This window comes from Stenotrophomonas sp. (assembly GCF_036662295.1).
GTDB lineage: Bacteria > Pseudomonadota > Gammaproteobacteria > Xanthomonadales > Xanthomonadaceae > Stenotrophomonas.
The window spans coordinates 45,854-60,515 of sequence record NZ_JAVWXA010000010.1 but is presented as its reverse complement, the minus strand read 5'-3'; the positions used below and the strand labels follow the sequence as shown (position 1 = coordinate 60,515).

The following is a 14,662-nucleotide window of genomic DNA, read 5'->3' as shown; positions in this document are numbered from 1 at the left end:
CGGTGGCCGGCAACGTGCCATCGACCCGACAGCGGTGGCGACGGGGGTCGGCCCGGCGCGCATCGCGAAGGCATACCGACGCGAGGTCCCGGCTATCCATGAGTGACATCCAATCCCTGACCACCCAGGCACTGGCCGACGTGGCCGCCGCCAGCAGCCCCGATGCGCTGGAAGCCCTGCGTGTTGCGCTGCTCGGCAAGAACGGCAGCATCACCGCCCAGCTCAAGCAGCTCGGTGCGTTGCCGGCCGATGAGCGCAAGGCCGCCGGCGAAGCCATCAATCGTGCCCGCGATGCGCTGACCACCGCGCTGGGCGAGCGCAAGGCCGTGCTCGAGGACGCTGCGCTGGACGCGCGCCTGGCTGCCGAAGCGATCGACATCACCCTGCCGGGCCGCCGCGCCGATCGCGCCGGCCTGCACCCGGTCACCCGTACCCTGGAGCGCATCACCGAGATCTTCGGCCGGCTCGGTTACGAAGTGTCCGAAGGCCCGGAAATCGAAGATGACTGGCACAACTTCGAAGCGCTCAACTTCCCGCCGCACCACCCGGCGCGTGCGATGCACGACACCTTCTACTTTGGCGATGGCCGCCTGCTGCGCACGCATACCTCCGGGGTGCAGGTGCGCTACATGGGCGACCACGCGCCGCCGCTGCGCATGATCGCCGCCGGCAAGGTCTACCGCAGCGACAGCGACCAGACCCATTCGCCCATGTTCCATCAGGTCGAAGGCCTGCTCGTGGACGAGCATTCCACCTTCGCCGACCTCAAGGGCACGCTGTCCGAGTTCGTGCGCGCCTTCTTCGAACGCGACTTCGAGATGCGCTTCCGCCCCAGCTACTTCCCCTTCGTCGAACCCGGCGCGGAAGTGGACATCGCCTGGCAGCAGCCCGATGGCAGCACCCGCTGGCTGGAAGTGCTCGGCTGCGGCATGGTGCACCCCAACGTGCTGCGCAACGTGGGCATCGACCCGGAGCGCTACACCGGCTTCGCCTTCGGCCTGGGCGTGGAGCGCTTTGCGATGCTGCGCTACGGGGTCAACGACCTGCGCGCGTTCTTCGAGAACGACGTGCGGTTCCTCAAACAGTTCGCGTAAGCACATCCGCCTGCCGCCGGGCCTTGCCCGGCGGGATGGCCAGAACCACCGGTTCAACACAGAAAGCCCAGGCGCCTGCGCCGGGCCCACCAGGGTGACACCATGAAATTCTCTGAAAACTGGCTGCGCAGCCACGTTCCCGCCTCGGTCTCGCGCGATGAACTCAGCGCGGTGCTGACCGCCATCGGCCTGGAAGTGGAAGAGGTGACCGCGCTCGGCGCGGGCCTGGACCACGTGGTGGTGGCGCGCATCGTGTCCGCCGAGCGCCATCCCGAAGCCGACCGCCTGCAGATCTGCCAGGTCGATGCCGGGCAGGGCGAGCACCTGCAGATCGTGTGCGGCGCGCCGAACGCGCGCCCGGGCCTGCTGGCGCCGCTGGCGATGATCGGTGCGCAGATCGGCCAGCTTGCGATCAAGCCGGCCAAGCTGCGTGGCGTGGACTCCAACGGCATGCTGTGTTCGGCCAAGGAACTGGGCCTGGACAGCGATGCCGCCGGCCTGTTCGAGCTGCCGGCCGACGCGCCGGTCGGCCAGTCGCTGGTGGAGTACCTGGGCCTGCCCGACGCCAGCATCGAGATCAAGCTCACCCCCAACCGCGCCGACTGCTTCAGCATCCGCGGCATCGCCTTCGACGTGGCCGCCGCGTGCGCCAGTGAAGTGGTGCCCTTCGATGCCGCGCCGGTGGCCGCCGTGGGCACCCGCGAACTGGCCATCGCGCTGGGCGCCGGTGCCGAGGCGCCGCGCTACGTGGGCCGCATCATCGAGGGCATCGACGCGCGCGCGGCCACCCCGCTGTGGATGGCCGAGCGCCTGCGCCGCAGTGGCGTGCGCCCGGTGTCGCTGCTGGTGGACATCACCCAGTACGTGATGCTCGAGCTGGGCCAGCCGATGCATGCCTTTGACCTCGGCACCCTGCAGGGCAGCATCGGCGTGCGCCGTTCGCGCGCCGGCGAAGCGTTGAAGCTGCTGGACGGGCGCGACGCCGCGCTGGATGACAGCTTCCTGGTCATCACCGACGCCGATCGCCCGATCGCGCTGGCCGGCCTGATGGGCGGCTGGGATACCCGCGTCACCGACGACACCACCGCCGTGTTCCTGGAAGCGGCGCACTTCGCGCCCGCCGCGATCATGGGACGCGGCCGCAAGCTGGGCCTGCACACCGATGCCGGCCACCGCTTCGAGCGTGGCGTGGACCCGGCCTTGCCGCGCACCGCCATCGAGTACGCCACCCGGCTGGTGCTGGCGCTGGCCGGCGGCACGCCCGGCCCGGTGAGCGAAGCCGTACAGCCGGCCGACCTGCCCACGCCGGCGGTCATCGCCCTGCGTCGCGCGCGGATCGCCCGCGTGCTGGGCATCCAGATCGCAGATGCCGAGGTCGAGCGCATCCTGCGCGCGCTGGGCATGGACGTGGCCAGCGCCGCCGACGGCTGGCAGGTCACCGCGCCGAGCCGCCGCTTCGATATCGCCATCGAGGAGGACCTGATCGAGGAGCTGGCCCGCATCCATGGCTACGAGCAGATCCCGACCACGCTGCCGGGCGGCGCCTCGCGCATCGCCATGCCCAGCGAAACCCGCCTGGACGACCTCAGCGTGCGCCGCCAGCTGGTCGCCCGCGACCTGCAGGAAACCATCAACTACGCCTTCGTCGACGCCGGCCTGCTGGCGCACTGGCAGCTGCACCAGAACGTGGTGGCGCTGGCCAACCCGCTGTCGGCCGAACTGGCGGTGATGCGCCCGTCGCTGCTGCCGGGCCTGGTGGCCACGCTGGGCCGCAACGCCGCGCGCCAGGTCGGCCGCGTGCGCCTGTTCGAGCTGGGCCGCAGCTTCCACCCGGAAGCGGGCGAGGGCAGCCCGGCACCGCGCGAGACCACGCGCGTGGCCGCCGCCGTCTGTGGCGACGCCGACCCGCAGCAGTGGGGCCTGGCCACCCGCAAGGTCGATTTCCACGACCTCAAGGGCGATCTGGAATCGCTGGCCGCCGCCTCTGGCGCGGTGCTCACCTTCCAGCCCGGCACGCGCCCGTACGGCCATCCGGCCCGTTCGGCCGAGGTGCTGCGCGATGGCGTGAGCCTGGGCTGGATCGGCCAGGTCCACCCGCGCCTGGCCAAGGCCATGGACATCGACGTGGACGTGTTCGCCTTCGAACTGGACCTGGCCCTGCTGGCCGCGCGCGCGCTGCCGCGTGCCAGCGAGCTGTCGCGCTTCCCGTCGGTGCGCCGCGACCTGGCCTTCCTGGTGCCCGAAGCGGCGGCCTGGACCGACCTGGAAGCCACCCTGCGGCGTGCCGTCGGCCCGCTGCTGCGCCAGGTCACCCTGTTCGACCGTTACGTCGGCCAAGGGGTCGAGCCGGGTTTCAAGAGTCTCGCTATGGGCTTGATTTTGCAGGACAAGTCGCGCACTCTGACGGACCGCGACGTGGAGTTGGTAGTGGCCGAGGCGGTCTCTGCCATGGAGCGTGAACACCACGCCCGGATCCGCGGTTGAGCGGGCAGCATGGGGGGTAGCAGGCAATGGCATTGACCAAGGCTGAGATGGCCGAAAAGCTGTTCGACGAAGTGGGTCTGAACAAGCGCGAGGCCAAGGAATTTGTCGACGCGTTCTTCGATGTATTGCGTGAGGCACTGGAACAGGGACGCCAGGTGAAGCTGTCCGGTTTCGGCAATTTCGACCTGCGGCGCAAGAACCAGCGCCCGGGCCGCAACCCGAAGACCGGTGAGGAAATTCCGATTTCTGCCCGCACGGTGGTCACCTTCCGTCCGGGCCAGAAGCTCAAGGAAAGGGTAGAGGCATATGCTGGATCCGGGCAGTAACCGCGAACTTCCGCCGATACCGGCCAAGCGCTACTTCACCATTGGTGAAGTCAGCGAGCTGTGCGACGTCAAGCCGCACGTGCTGCGCTACTGGGAGACCGAGTTCCCCAGCCTGGAGCCGGCCAAGCGCCGTGGCAACCGCCGCTACTACCAGCGCCATGACGTGCTGATGGTGCGGCAGATCCGCGGCCTGCTCTATGAGCAGGGCTACACCATCGGCGGCGCGCGCCTGCGCCTGGAAGGGGCTGGTGCCCGCGAGGAATCGGCGCTGAGCAACCAGATCATCAAGCAGACGCGCATGGAACTGGAAGAAGTGCTGCAATTGCTCCGTCGCTGAACCATTTTTCGTTCAAACCCGTTATACTTGTCGGCCTGCTGCAAAGCAGGGACATTGCCAGCAACATCGGGGCGTAGCGCAGCCTGGTAGCGCATCTGCCTGGGGGGCAGAGGGTCGTCGGTTCAAATCCGGCCGTCCCGACCATTGTTGGTAACAAGATCGAGGGCTTGCACTTTTCAGTGCGAGCCCTTTTTCTTTTTCCATCCTGTATTCACGCCATCGCTGCGTTGTCCCGATGCAGTGCGTTGTACGCACCGCGACCGGAAGGTTCCGGCGCGCGGCGCGCCACCCATTACGCGACCTTGTCGTATGCGTGCAGGTGCCGCCCGCTCTCCTGGGCTTCCCAGCCCAGCATCGCCAGCCCGACGGTCCTCGGAATGGGTCGCTCGCCGCTGCGGTAGTACGCCAGCATGCGGCGGCTGATCCCAAGCGCTTCGGCGGCGGTGTCCAGCGACAGAGCGTGGTGGTGCATCCATGCAACCACCTGCTGATGCGAGTATTCGCCGGTCTGCTCGATTGCCATGGCCCGCAGGTTGTCACTGGCCAACGTCAGATCGTCGTCACCGGCGAACATCACGCCCCGGTTCCATTCGTCTGGCGTCACCTGTTCGAACACGGCCGGGTCGTTGAGCCTGGCCAGGGTCGGGTGTTTGGCCATCACTTCATGCAGGTTGACCACAGCATCGAAGCCGTCGCCGAACATGATGCGAAGCACACCGTGGCCAGCTGCCAAGACGCGCTGAATCACAAATTGCGGCTGGTTCATGGGTTCAACTCCTGCCATTTGGCAATGAGGATTGGAACGTTCGCGCCGGCCTATGCGAGGGCTTCAGCCAGCTCGCGGGGCTTGATCGAACCGGACAGCACTGCAAGCGTGTCGATGACGATCAGGGCTTCACGACCGTCGCGCATCCTTACGTGGAAGTGCGGCGGCTGATGGTCAGCGGCGTACATCGTGATGGTGCAGTTCTGGAGACGGCTGATTGTCGGCATGAGCGCAGCATAGTGCAACCATTGCATCGGTGCAACCATTGCACTTGGAGGCGATGAGCGCCCTGCTGGCGGACCCCCGCGGCGCCAGCCTGAGGGCCAACGGGCCGGCTCAGCCGTGCGCGGCCTCTCCGGCCGGCGCGTCATGGGTGAAGCCCAGCACGCACGCCAGCAACCCATCCAGGCCGCGCGTGTCGTACGCGCCGAAGCCACCGCCCAGCATCTGGAACCAGTAGCCGTCGGCGGCCAGCCGTGCGACCCGCAGGCGGGGATCGGTGCCCTCGGCCGGCGCCGCGTCCAGGCGGGCGCCCAGCCACTGGCGCCATTGTTCGGCGAAGGCCGGTTCCACTGCGGCGGTGAGTGAGAACCTGGCCCAGCTGCGGTCTTCCACCTGCATTGCCGCGAAGGTGGCGCGCACATAGGCGCGGGTGAAGCGGCCGGCGGGCACCGGGTCATCGGCCATCAACGCGTCGATGTCCGCGCCGAACTGCGCCAGGCCTTCGGCATGCGCCGCTTCCAGCAGGGCCTGGCGGTTGGGGAAATGGTGGAACAACGCGCCCTTGCTGACCCCGGCGCGTTCGGCCACGCCCTGCACCGTGACACTGCCCAGCCCGGCACGCACGGCCTCCTGCACGACGGCGTCGAGCAGGGCGGCGCGCACGTGGTCCGGTTGCCTGCGTCGCTTGACGGTATCCATCAGTGTGCCGCCGCCTTGGAGAACGCATTGATCATGACCACGCCCGCCACGATCAGGGCCACGCCGGTGATGGCCTGCCAGTCCAGCGACTGCTTGAACACGGTCACGCCGATGACCAGGGTGAGCACGATGCCCACGCCACCCCAGATCGCATAGGCGATGCCCAGCGGCAGCGTCTTCAGCGCATGGCTGAGCAGGTAGAACGAGACCAGGTAACACAGCGCCATGCCGGCGGTGGGGCCAAGCCGGGTGAATTGCCGGGTGGTCTGCAGCAGCATCGTGCCGCTGACTTCGGCGACGATCGCGCCGGAGAGGAAGAGATAAGCGGAAACCAGGGGAGACATGGAGCACCGAGAACTAAATACCGATCGGTCGGTATGTTACTTGCTCGCGCGGTGAATCCAGGATGACTTCACTTGCGTCAGCGACCGTGTTGCGTCGCGGAAAAAGGCCGGCGCAAGGCCAGCCGGCACGGCCCGTTGCAGACGGCCGCGCGCGACGTCAACGCCCATGGAAAGGCGGTGGATTCCCCGGGCCGGAATACGCGTTCCAGTGCCGTCCGGCCGGGCAGGGGTGCCGTGCGTCGGGTGGCCGTCCTAGCCGATGGCGCGCAGCACTTCTTCGATCAGGATCACGTAGCAGGCCACGAAGTAGAACTTCAGCAGGGCCGGGTGTTGCTTGGTGATAAGCGCGCGCATGGGCGTGTGCAAGTGGAGTGGACGCCTCGATTGTGACGGAGGTGTGAATTTGAGGCAATGGTCACAAAGTAAATGTACTTAGCGAAGTGATGGACGCTGATGTGGAGCCATCAAACCGTCAGTAAGTTGTTGATTTAACTGAAAAGGATGGATTGATGAATGCTCGATAAAGCCCCTTCCGAGGTGCTCCAAGGTGCTCGCATGACCGCTCCGATGCTTCCGACGCCCTCACCCCAGCCCACTCAGGCGCCGCAACAGGTCCCGCACCGGCACCGCCACCGCCGTGAGCGGCACGATGATCGGCCATTGCAGCAGGAACAGGCCCACGGTGATTTCGCCCTGGGTCCAGGTGGTCCCGAATACCTGCGCATCCGGCGGTCCGAGCCGGATCACCACCAGGGTGGCCAGCGCGAAGCACGCGGCCTGCAGGCGCGGCGACGCTTGCACGCGTGCGAGTCGTCCCATCAGCAGCAGGGCGGGCATGACCACCACGCTGGCCAACACGGCGTGCACCACCACATCAACGCGCGTGTAGTCGTAAGCAATCAACGGCCACATCCAGCCCAGGCGTTCGGCACTGAGCAGGGAAGTCAGCACACCTGCAAATGCGAATGAGGTGGCGCACAGCACGAGAAGATCAAGGCCGATGCAGCAGGCGCCACGCGCGGCGCGCACGGCACGGGAGGCAGGCGGAACAGCAGGAAGGGACATGGCGGGCAGTCTGATGCGGCCGGCCATCTCAGCAGATTCGGCCGGGCCTGTCGCCTGCGTCCGCGATCATCGCGTGGGCATCGTTTAGAGTGTTCTGTTAGGCGAGCGATCCACACAAGGAGAACCGGATGATCAGGACACTGCGCGACACCGACCTGGAGCAGGCCAGCGCGGTCTGCATGCGCGCGTTCCTGCAGGCGGTGGCACCGTCGCTGTCCACGCGTGGCGTGGAAACCTTCAGCGCGATCGCCGCGCCCGCCGCCTTTGCAGCGCGCGGCCAACAGGACAACCTGCAGCAGGTGTTCGACGTGGGCGGGGTGATCAAGGGCGTGGCCGAACTGAAGCAACGTCGCCACGTGGCGATGCTGTTCGTGGACCCGGACGGCCAGCGCGAAGGGATCGGCGAGGCCTTGCTGGCCGCACTGGTGCAACAGGCGCGCACCGAGGTGCTCACCGTGAGTGCGTCGTTGTCGTCGGTCGCGTTCTATGCGCGCCATGGCTTCCGCACCGACGGCGCGGTGGCCGAGTCGGCGGGGCTGGTTTACCAGCCGATGACACGCGCGTTGATCGCCAACGCAGGCTGATCTACTCCGTCAACGTTCACGTGCTTCACGCGCGCCGTTCACGAGCGCGGGACGGCGGCGCGACTATGTTCAATGCCTGTCAGTCATCCCGGTTGCGGGTAAGGATCAACATGATCAAGTGGGCCATCATCTTCGCCGTCATCGGCCTCATCGCCGGTGCGCTGGGCTTCGGCGGTATCGGCGGCGCCGCCATCGGCGTGGCCAAGTTCCTGTTCTGGGCGGGCATCATCATTGCGGTGGTGCTGTTCCTGCTTGGCATGACCATCGCCAAGAAAGTGACCTGACGCTCACAACCAACGACGGTTACTGACGAAGGCCTGCGCCGTGATGCGCAGGCCTTTGTCGTTACTGGAACAGGAACGACACGCCCAACCCGGCCTGCAGGTCGGGGCTGTCGTGGTCCAGGCCGAGGTCGAAGGATGCATCCAGCTGCAAAGCGCGCGACACGCGCCAGGTGAGGCCGGCACCGGCCAGGGCAGTGCCTGGCTCGCCGCGGGTGTGGGTGAAACCGGCTTCGAGGTAGCCGCTGACCCGCTCGGTCATGGCCAGGCTCAGGCTGGGCGACCAGGTGACGCTGTCCGGGCCGGCGCCGCGCGTGGCATTGGCGTACAAGGCGCCGCTCCAGCGATCGTCGAAGGCGTATTCGTAGCTGGCGCCGAGCGCGTACTGCGTGCCGCCTTCGCTGAAATCGCGTGACCCGGTGGCGAACGTGCTGCTGGCCAGCAGTGCGAGCGCGTGCCTGTCCGAGGCGGTGGGCAGCGCGATCTTTACTGCCAGTCCGCTGTCGCCGGCACCCTGCGTGCGTTGCGAGGGCGCGCCACGCGGGCGCACCCGCAGCTGGTTCCAGGGCGTGCTGAAGGCCTGCAGTTCGACCTGCTCGGCCAGGCCGATGCGCAGGGTGAGGTCGCTGCTGTACTGCTCGGTGCGGCTGCCTGCATCATCGCGGTCGCGCTCCAGGCTGGGCAGGCCCCATTCCAGCGCCACGCTGCCGCGCGGCAACGTGGTGGGCGCAAACCCGAGGCCGGGGCGGTCGAATGCGGGCGGTTCCCCGCCCTCGTCCTGGGCCAGGGCGGGCGCGGCAATCAACAGCAGGGCAAGCGTGGCAGGCAAACGCATCGTGCAATCTCCGGTCAGCGGCGCAGCTTGGGAGAGCGCGTGCCAAGGGATCGTGAGGGTGCGTGCGCGCCGGGCTCAGGGCTGCGGGTGGGTCAGGGCCAGCAGGCCATCCAGCAGGCGGTTGGCGCGGGGCCGGCCATCGGCATCGACCGGGTCGGCCAGTGACTGCAGCCAGAAGCCGTGCGCGGCGCGGCGTGCAGCGGTGAGGCGGGGGTCGCTGCCTTCGCCGGGATACTGCAGCAGCTGGCCCTGGATCCACTGCTTGAGCGCCTGGGCGATCTGCGGGTCCGGCCGGCCGCGCGGTGCGCCGGGGCCGGGGGCGGCCGGGGCGAGGCAGGCGCGGAAGATCGCGGTGACATAGGCGCGCGAGAAGCGCCCATGCACGCGCGGATCGGCGGCGATCAGGCCCTGCACCGCGCGGTCGAAATCCACCAGCGCCTCGGCCAGCAGGGGATCGTGCGGGCTGTCCTCGGTGCTCATCATCGGGAAGGGGCGGCTCATGCGGGCTCCGTGGGGCGGGCGAAAAGATCGCGCGGCGTGGCTCAGGCCATCGCCGCGACCGGGGGCTGCGGCAGCCGCGGCGCGCTGTTGCCGGGCTGCAGCAACAGGTCGTTCAACAAGGCGATGACCCGCTCGCCTTCGCCGTTGCAGGCCAGTTCGAAGGTGGTCTGCATGCCCAGCGACGGCAGCGGGGTGTGCAGGATCCAGGCCAGCACCGCGGCGCGGTCCGGCTCGATGCGCAGGGCCATCTCGGCAACACGGCGGACGATTCCCTGGCGCATGTCAGAACCCGTAGCTGAGCGAGAGCGCGGCCGAATCCATGTGGTCGCCGCGGGTCATCGGGCTGTCCTTGATCGCATCGGACAGGCGTGCGCGGCGCAGCGACGCCGTGGCGGTCCAGTGCGGACCCAGCGGCAGCACCGCCGTCGCCTCCAGGTAGGGCGACACGCCGCCGCCCGCGCGATAGCGGGCCAGGCCGCTGCGCTGGGCCTCGGCGCTGCGCACCCCGAAGTAGTAATCGTTGAGCGCGCGCCCGGCGTAGTTGGCGCCCACGGCGGGCACCAGCGTGACCTTGCCCACCGGCAACGGATAGGCGTATTTGGCATCGGCCGCCAGGCCACCGCCGTGGCCGCTGACCTCGGCCTGCACGTTGGCCTGCACCAGGCCCCAGCTGGCGCTGTGGCGGACCGCCACGCCGGCCATCGCCGAAAACCCCCGGTTGGACAGCTGCCGCATCTGCAGGTCGTCGCTGTCCTTGCGCTTGAAACGCATCATGTACGGCGAGGCCAGCAGCGAGACTTCGGTGGTGGGATTGTCGAGCAGCTTGAAGCCGAGGCTGCCGCCGCGCAGGTGGAACCGCTGCCCTTCGTAACTGATGATCGGCGCGCCGAGGGTATCGGTCTTGTAGCCGGCATACGGCGACTTCAGCGCCACCGCCGCCATGCCCAAGCTGCTGCGCGGCTTGGCGCCGGGCGCCTGGGCCATCGCGCTGCCGGCGGCCAGCCAGGCCACGGTGACCAGGGCCAGGGCCAGCAGATAGCGGCCGCTGGTGAAGGGGGCGCCGTCGATGGCGTCGGAACGGCAGCAGCCTGCCTGGGGGAAATCTTCCTTGGAACGCACGCGCATGTACCTGCCACACTGGGAATGCCAAGCAGGCATGGTGCCGTGGCTACATTGTCGGAACGTTGCGCCGGGCCGCGCGGTACCATCGGCAGCCGTTACCCCGCCTGCCACGCCCATGCGCATCCTGCTGCTCGAAGACGATCCGGAACTGGCCAACGCCATCCAGGCCAGCCTGGGCCGGCACGGCATGGTGGTGGACGTGGTGGGCAGCATGGCCCAGGCCGCGCAGGCGCTGAAGGCCGAGGTGCACCAGATCCTGCTGCTGGACCGGCAATTGCCCGACGGCGATGGCGCCAACTTCGTGCGCACCGCGCGCAGCCTGGTGCCCAACCTGCCGGTGATCATGCTGACCGCGCGCGATTCGGTGGCCGACCGCGTGGTCGGCCTGGACGTGGGCGCCGATGACTACCTGACCAAACCGTTCGCGGTGGAAGAGCTGCTGGCGCGGATCCGCGCGATCTCCCGGCGGCCGTCGCAGATTGCCTTGCCGGTGCTGCAGCTGGGGCGGCTGCAGTTCGATTTCGTGGCGCGCGAGGCCAGCGTGGAGGGCGTGCTGCTGGCGTTGCCGCGCCGCCAGTTGCTGGTGCTCGAAGCGCTGGCCGTGCGCCAGGGGCGTACCGTGGCGCGCGCGGCGCTGCTGGAGGCGGTGTACGGGTTCGACGATGCGATCCAGTCCAATGCGCTGGATGCGCACGTGTCCAAGCTGCGCAAGGCGCTGGCCGAGGCCGACGCGCGGGTGGAGATCCACGTCATGCGTGGCATCGGCTATCTGTTGAAGGAGGTGGCATGAAGTTCCTCAAGCCCGGGTCGCTGTCGTTCAGCCTGGCCTGGAAGATCATCCTCATCCAGGTGACCATGGTGGCGATGGGCCTGGTCGGCATGGTGCTGGTATATGGCGACAGCGGTGCGGGCTACATCGACTGGCAGATGAGCGAGTCGATCGCAAAGTCGATCCGTGTCGAGGGCGATACGCTGCAGGTGGACTGGGCCGCGCTGGACCAGGCCGCGCAGGATCGCCCGGCCACGTTCTGGTTTGCCGCCAGCGACGAGGACGGCCGCCAGGTGAGCCATGGCGCGGTGCCTGCGGTGTATCGCCCGCTGGTGGACCAGCTGCGGTACCTGGAGCCGACCGACATGCGCACGCGTTCGCGCGCGGCCGAGCTGGCGATGCGCATCTGGGTCAACGAGGTGGCCGAAGGCCGCGTGCACGTGATGATCGGCGGCATGCCGCACCGCGGCTTGTGGCGGCAGATGCTGGTCATCATCGGCTACCTCGGCGGCTGGATCACCGTGCCGCTGATCGTGATCACGCTGGTGGTGGCGCCGTGGGCGATCCATCGCTCGCTGCGCGGGGTGAACCGGGTGGCGGCGCAGGCGGCGGCGATCCAGATCAACGAGCGTGGTGGTGGCCTGGACACGCACGCGGTGCCGGCCGAAATCTTCCCGCTGGTGGATGCGTTCAACGCGGCGGTGCGCCGCATCGGCGAAAGCTACGATGCCCAGGACCGCTTCCTGGTCGGGGCCGCGCACGAGCTGCGCATGCCGATCGCGATCCTGGCCACGCGCATCGACGACCTGCCGCCGGGTCCGTCACGTTCGCGCCTGCAGCGCGACCTGAGCCGGCTCAGCAACATCGCCGAGCAGCTGCTGGACCTGCAGCGGCTGGACCACCATCGCAGCCAGAGCCAGCGCGTGGACCTGGCCGCCTTGACCCGCGAGGTGGCCGCCGACGTGGCGCCGCTGGTGCTCGATGCCGGCTACACCTTCTCGGTGGATGCACCGGACGCGCCGATCTGGGTGCGCGGCGATCCGCATGCGCTGCATCGGGTGGTGGCCAGCCTGCTGCAGAACGCCATCGCCCATGGCGGCGAGCGCGGCATGATCGCCGTGGCCTTGCAGCCCGACGGCGTGCTGGCGGTGACCGACGAAGGCTCCGGCGTGCCCGAGCAGGAACGGCAGGCGATCTTCGAGCCCTTCCATCGCCTGCGCCCCAGCGGCAGTGGCAGTGGCCTGGGCCTGTACCTGGCCCGCGAGATCATGCTGCGCCACGCCGGCAGCATCGCCGCCGAGAGTGCGCCCGGCGGCGGCGCGCGCTTCGTGGTGGCCTTGCCGGTGGACCGCGACGGCACGCCGGCCGGCTGAGCGGCGGCGTTCCCTGGCGCAGGGGTGCGCGTAAGGGGTGGTGCTGCGTGCTTGCAGCGCCGCGCTATCTGCCGGCAGGCGCTGCCGCGCAGTAGGCGTCGAAGGCGGCGGCGGTGTTCTCGAACTGCTGGGCCTTGGCCAGCTCCCAGGGGCGCTCGCACTGCTGCACACGCGCGCACCAGCGATACCCGGCCGAGCCGATGCAGCCGTGCGCATCGCGGTCGGCGCCCGGCAGGCTGGCGGGGGCTGGCACCGGGGCTGGAGCGGGAGCGGGGCTGCTGCACGCAGTCAGCAGGCCGATCAACATCACGGTGGGGATCGTTCGCCGCATTGCCGGATTCTCCTGTGCAGGAGCGGGCAGGGTAGCGCGAGGCCGTGGCAAGGGTGGGTGAGCGCAGCGCGGTCGCACTGCGGGATGCCCCGCAGCAGCAGGGGAGGCGGGCCGGGGCGGCCCGGCGGTTGGGCGAGGACGCCATCGGCAAACGCCGCCATTGGCGGTCGGCCAACCCCAGTTTCAGACGAATCCGATATCCCCCATCTGGCCGCGTCCGTATCGTGCAGGTCGAGCGCTGGCGCGCTTGCACGTTACTTTTTCCCACGCGGGAGGGTCGTTAGCCGTCTCCTCGCCGCCCCGTCCGCAGGCACGGCCTGCAGGAGCGATCCGCATGATGATCACCGTGAAATGCGAAGACCGCCGCTGGCGCGTCATCCATCCCACCCACCCCGAACCGATCGGCTTTGCCAACGGTGCGGTGGCCTTCGACTTCGCCGATGCCCTGGCCCGCGAGCACCATGCCGAGACCGGCCTGGCCAGCGCCGTGCGGGTGGAGGCACTGGATGCGTTCGTGGATGCGGTGCGTTACGACTGAGCGGGCTGCCCACCGGTGATGGCCGGTGGGCAGTGCCGTGCCGTTGATTACCGGCAGGGCTTGGGCAGCAGGTTATCGACGTCGTCATTGCCCAATGTGGCGCTGCATTCCCACAACAGGGAAGACGACAGCCGCGATACCACCAGCTCGCCACCGCCGTAGACAGAATCCTCGTTCAGGCTGCAGGTAATGCTGGCAGAACCGTCGCCGACATCCGTCTCCACCTCGATGGTGTTGCAGCGCTCGGTCCCCTGGGCCAGGCCGATGTCGATGGGATTGTCCACATCCACGCCTTCTGCGATGGCCGCTTCGACGCCGATCTTGCCCGCCGAAATTTCGGCGAACGCAGCAGACAGTTTCGATTTGGCGATGAACTTCTGGTACTGCGGAAACGAGACGGCCGCAAGGATGGAGACGATGGCGATCACGATCATCAGCTCGATCAGGGTGAAGCCACGCTGCGAGCGCCGTGTGCCGGCGTTGGTGGCGTGTCCGTGATGGGTAGTTTCCATGGGTAGGTGTCCTGCTTTTCATGAGTGGGTCGATGCATTGCGTCATCCCGCCGTGGTGTGTCGGGACTGCGTCCATGGAAACACCACGGCCACCGATGGGATATGCAAGGACTGGGAAAGTGCGGCCGCTTACATCGACAGCGACCCTTCCACTTCCAGCACCATGCGCCGTGCCAAGGCCAGATTGGCCTTCTGCCGGTCCAACACCACGTAGAAGAACAGACCTTTCTTGGCCGCCACCGGGCGCAGCACGTGGTACGCACGGCCGAGGGTGATCAGCACGTCTTCGATGACATCGTTGAGGTTGAGAGCTTCGGCGGTTTTCATCTTCGCCCGCAGCACTTCGGTGTTGCCGGCCGCGGCCAGTTCCATGTCAACGCCGGCCCCGGCCTGGCCCAGCAGCATGCCGCTTTCATAGTCGACCAGGGCAACGGCCTGGGCGCCGTTGATCTGCATCAGGGAGTCCAGGCAGCGGGTGA

21 protein-coding genes and 1 tRNA gene are annotated in these 14,662 nt (G+C 68.2%); 10 read left to right on the top strand and 12 right to left on the bottom strand.

Annotated features, from left to right (window positions below):
• Nucleotides 1-98 precede the first annotated feature (98 nt).
• The 5 genes from RSA25_RS03710 to RSA25_RS03690 all read left to right on the top strand — a co-directional run bounded on the left by RSA25_RS03710 (nt 99) and on the right by RSA25_RS03690 (nt 4,385).
• A complete protein-coding gene (locus tag RSA25_RS03710) occupies nt 99-1,094 on the top strand; it encodes a phenylalanine--tRNA ligase subunit alpha (protein ID WP_332807563.1) in 996 nt (331 codons plus the stop codon).
• 102 nt (nt 1,095-1,196) lie between these two features.
• Nucleotides 1,197-3,578, top strand: coding sequence for a phenylalanine--tRNA ligase subunit beta (gene pheT, locus RSA25_RS03705; RefSeq protein WP_332807562.1), 2,382 nt, complete (start codon nt 1,197-1,199; stop codon nt 3,576-3,578).
• Nucleotides 3,579-3,604: 26 nt separating this feature from the next.
• Entirely contained in the window at nt 3,605-3,904 is a 300-nt protein-coding gene (locus RSA25_RS03700; RefSeq protein ID WP_005410432.1) for an integration host factor subunit alpha, read from the top strand.
• Nucleotides 3,885-4,241: a MerR family transcriptional regulator gene (locus RSA25_RS03695; RefSeq protein WP_125361692.1), complete on the top strand. Its 357-nt coding sequence runs from the start codon at nt 3,885-3,887 to the stop codon at nt 4,239-4,241. The genes RSA25_RS03700 and RSA25_RS03695 overlap by 20 nt, the downstream gene beginning before the upstream one ends.
• Before the next feature lie 67 nt (nt 4,242-4,308).
• Nucleotides 4,309-4,385 (top strand) — tRNA-Pro (locus tag RSA25_RS03690).
• Nucleotides 4,386-4,533: 148 nt separating this feature from the next.
• Here the strand turns inward: RSA25_RS03690 and RSA25_RS03685 are convergent.
• The 5 genes from RSA25_RS03685 to RSA25_RS03665 all read right to left on the bottom strand — a co-directional run bounded on the left by RSA25_RS03685 (nt 4,534) and on the right by RSA25_RS03665 (nt 7,337).
• Entirely contained in the window at nt 4,534-5,007 is a 474-nt protein-coding gene (locus RSA25_RS03685; protein WP_332807561.1) for a hypothetical protein, read from the bottom strand.
• 50 nt (nt 5,008-5,057) lie between these two features.
• A complete protein-coding gene (locus RSA25_RS03680) occupies nt 5,058-5,261 on the bottom strand; it encodes a DUF4160 domain-containing protein (RefSeq protein ID WP_332807560.1) in 204 nt (67 codons plus the stop codon).
• Nucleotides 5,262-5,343: 82 nt separating this feature from the next.
• Entirely contained in the window at nt 5,344-5,928 is a 585-nt protein-coding gene (locus RSA25_RS03675; protein ID WP_332807559.1) for a TetR/AcrR family transcriptional regulator, read from the bottom strand.
• The gene (locus tag RSA25_RS03670; RefSeq protein ID WP_332807558.1) at nt 5,928-6,272 is read right to left on the bottom strand and encodes a multidrug efflux SMR transporter; all 345 of its coding nucleotides are present in this window, start codon (nt 6,270-6,272) and stop codon (nt 5,928-5,930) included. Before RSA25_RS03670 ends, RSA25_RS03675 begins: the two co-directional genes overlap by 1 nt.
• A gap of 582 nt (nt 6,273-6,854) precedes the next feature.
• On the bottom strand, nt 6,855-7,337 hold the full coding sequence (locus RSA25_RS03665) for a hypothetical protein (protein ID WP_332807557.1): 483 nt from the start codon (nt 7,335-7,337) through the stop codon (nt 6,855-6,857).
• 128 nt (nt 7,338-7,465) lie between these two features.
• Between RSA25_RS03665 and RSA25_RS03660 the strand changes: the two genes are divergently transcribed.
• Nucleotides 7,466-7,921, top strand: coding sequence for a GNAT family N-acetyltransferase (locus RSA25_RS03660; protein ID WP_332807556.1), 456 nt, complete (start codon nt 7,466-7,468; stop codon nt 7,919-7,921).
• Nucleotides 7,922-8,031: 110 nt separating this feature from the next.
• Complete coding sequence (locus tag RSA25_RS03655; protein ID WP_332807555.1) at nt 8,032-8,205, top strand: DUF1328 family protein; 174 nt, start codon at nt 8,032-8,034, stop codon at nt 8,203-8,205.
• A 61-nt stretch (nt 8,206-8,266) separates the two neighbouring features.
• On the opposite strand, the gene RSA25_RS03650 is transcribed toward RSA25_RS03655, so the two are convergent.
• From RSA25_RS03650 to RSA25_RS03635, 4 genes are all read right to left on the bottom strand, one after another.
• Nucleotides 8,267-9,037 carry a transporter gene (locus tag RSA25_RS03650; RefSeq protein ID WP_332807554.1) on the bottom strand — a complete coding sequence of 257 codons (771 nt, stop codon included), beginning with the start codon at nt 9,035-9,037 and terminating at the stop codon, nt 8,267-8,269.
• 75 nt (nt 9,038-9,112) lie between these two features.
• Nucleotides 9,113-9,538: a hypothetical protein gene (locus tag RSA25_RS03645; protein WP_332807553.1), complete on the bottom strand. Its 426-nt coding sequence runs from the start codon at nt 9,536-9,538 to the stop codon at nt 9,113-9,115.
• A 41-nt stretch (nt 9,539-9,579) separates the two neighbouring features.
• Nucleotides 9,580-9,819, bottom strand: a complete 240-nt coding sequence (locus RSA25_RS03640; protein ID WP_332807552.1) for a hypothetical protein — start codon at nt 9,817-9,819, stop codon at nt 9,580-9,582.
• Nucleotide 9,820: 1 nt separating this feature from the next.
• Nucleotides 9,821-10,657, bottom strand: coding sequence for a MipA/OmpV family protein (locus RSA25_RS03635; protein WP_332807551.1), 837 nt, complete (start codon nt 10,655-10,657; stop codon nt 9,821-9,823).
• Nucleotides 10,658-10,775: 118 nt separating this feature from the next.
• Between RSA25_RS03635 and RSA25_RS03630 the strand changes: the two genes are divergently transcribed.
• A complete protein-coding gene (locus tag RSA25_RS03630) occupies nt 10,776-11,450 on the top strand; it encodes a response regulator transcription factor (RefSeq protein WP_332807550.1) in 675 nt (224 codons plus the stop codon).
• Nucleotides 11,447-12,802: a HAMP domain-containing sensor histidine kinase gene (locus tag RSA25_RS03625; RefSeq protein WP_332807549.1), complete on the top strand. Its 1,356-nt coding sequence runs from the start codon at nt 11,447-11,449 to the stop codon at nt 12,800-12,802. Before RSA25_RS03630 ends, RSA25_RS03625 begins: the two co-directional genes overlap by 4 nt.
• Before the next feature lie 64 nt (nt 12,803-12,866).
• Here the strand turns inward: RSA25_RS03625 and RSA25_RS03620 are convergent, their stop codons facing one another.
• Complete coding sequence (locus RSA25_RS03620) at nt 12,867-13,109, bottom strand: peptidase (protein ID WP_332807565.1); 243 nt, start codon at nt 13,107-13,109, stop codon at nt 12,867-12,869.
• A gap of 358 nt (nt 13,110-13,467) precedes the next feature.
• On the opposite strand from RSA25_RS03620, the gene RSA25_RS03615 reads away from it, so the two are divergent.
• Nucleotides 13,468-13,671, top strand: a complete 204-nt coding sequence (locus RSA25_RS03615; protein WP_332807548.1) for a hypothetical protein — start codon at nt 13,468-13,470, stop codon at nt 13,669-13,671.
• Between the two features lie 47 nt (nt 13,672-13,718).
• Here RSA25_RS03615 and RSA25_RS03610 read toward each other — a convergent pair whose 3' ends face one another.
• Entirely contained in the window at nt 13,719-14,183 is a 465-nt protein-coding gene (locus RSA25_RS03610) for a pilin (RefSeq protein ID WP_332807547.1), read from the bottom strand.
• Between the two features lie 129 nt (nt 14,184-14,312).
• Nucleotides 14,313-14,639: a hypothetical protein gene (locus tag RSA25_RS03605; RefSeq protein ID WP_332807564.1), complete on the bottom strand. Its 327-nt coding sequence runs from the start codon at nt 14,637-14,639 to the stop codon at nt 14,313-14,315.
• Between the last annotated feature and the right edge of the window lie 23 nt (nt 14,640-14,662).

Excerpts from the sequence above, each read along its gene's own strand:
- pheT (WP_332807562.1), top strand. The coding sequence starts at position 1,197 with ATGAAATTCTCTGAAAACTGGCTGCGCAGCCACGTTCCCGCCTCGGTC.
- RSA25_RS03665 (WP_332807557.1), bottom strand. The coding sequence starts at position 7,337 with ATGTCCCTTCCTGCTGTTCCGCCTGCCTCCCGTGCCGTGCGCGCCGCG.
- RSA25_RS03630 (WP_332807550.1), top strand. The coding sequence starts at position 10,776 with ATGCGCATCCTGCTGCTCGAAGACGATCCGGAACTGGCCAACGCCATC.
- RSA25_RS03660 (WP_332807556.1), top strand. The coding sequence starts at position 7,466 with ATGATCAGGACACTGCGCGACACCGACCTGGAGCAGGCCAGCGCGGTC.
- RSA25_RS03670 (WP_332807558.1), bottom strand. The coding sequence starts at position 6,272 with ATGTCTCCCCTGGTTTCCGCTTATCTCTTCCTCTCCGGCGCGATCGTC.
- RSA25_RS03710 (WP_332807563.1), top strand. The coding sequence starts at position 99 with ATGAGTGACATCCAATCCCTGACCACCCAGGCACTGGCCGACGTGGCC.
- RSA25_RS03620 (WP_332807565.1), bottom strand. The coding sequence starts at position 13,109 with ATGTTGATCGGCCTGCTGACTGCGTGCAGCAGCCCCGCTCCCGCTCCA.
- RSA25_RS03625 (WP_332807549.1), top strand. The coding sequence starts at position 11,447 with ATGAAGTTCCTCAAGCCCGGGTCGCTGTCGTTCAGCCTGGCCTGGAAG.
- RSA25_RS03650 (WP_332807554.1), bottom strand. The coding sequence starts at position 9,037 with ATGCGTTTGCCTGCCACGCTTGCCCTGCTGTTGATTGCCGCGCCCGCC.
- RSA25_RS03675 (WP_332807559.1), bottom strand. The coding sequence starts at position 5,928 with ATGGATACCGTCAAGCGACGCAGGCAACCGGACCACGTGCGCGCCGCC.
- RSA25_RS03605 (WP_332807564.1), bottom strand. The coding sequence starts at position 14,639 with ATGCAGATCAACGGCGCCCAGGCCGTTGCCCTGGTCGACTATGAAAGC.
- RSA25_RS03700 (WP_005410432.1), top strand. The coding sequence starts at position 3,605 with ATGGCATTGACCAAGGCTGAGATGGCCGAAAAGCTGTTCGACGAAGTG.
- RSA25_RS03695 (WP_125361692.1), top strand. The coding sequence starts at position 3,885 with ATGCTGGATCCGGGCAGTAACCGCGAACTTCCGCCGATACCGGCCAAG.
- RSA25_RS03685 (WP_332807561.1), bottom strand. The coding sequence starts at position 5,007 with ATGAACCAGCCGCAATTTGTGATTCAGCGCGTCTTGGCAGCTGGCCAC.
- RSA25_RS03655 (WP_332807555.1), top strand. The coding sequence starts at position 8,032 with ATGATCAAGTGGGCCATCATCTTCGCCGTCATCGGCCTCATCGCCGGT.
- RSA25_RS03610 (WP_332807547.1), bottom strand. The coding sequence starts at position 14,183 with ATGGAAACTACCCATCACGGACACGCCACCAACGCCGGCACACGGCGC.
- RSA25_RS03645 (WP_332807553.1), bottom strand. The coding sequence starts at position 9,538 with ATGAGCCGCCCCTTCCCGATGATGAGCACCGAGGACAGCCCGCACGAT.
- RSA25_RS03615 (WP_332807548.1), top strand. The coding sequence starts at position 13,468 with ATGATGATCACCGTGAAATGCGAAGACCGCCGCTGGCGCGTCATCCAT.
- RSA25_RS03680 (WP_332807560.1), bottom strand. The coding sequence starts at position 5,261 with ATGCAATGGTTGCACTATGCTGCGCTCATGCCGACAATCAGCCGTCTC.
- RSA25_RS03640 (WP_332807552.1), bottom strand. The coding sequence starts at position 9,819 with ATGCGCCAGGGAATCGTCCGCCGTGTTGCCGAGATGGCCCTGCGCATC.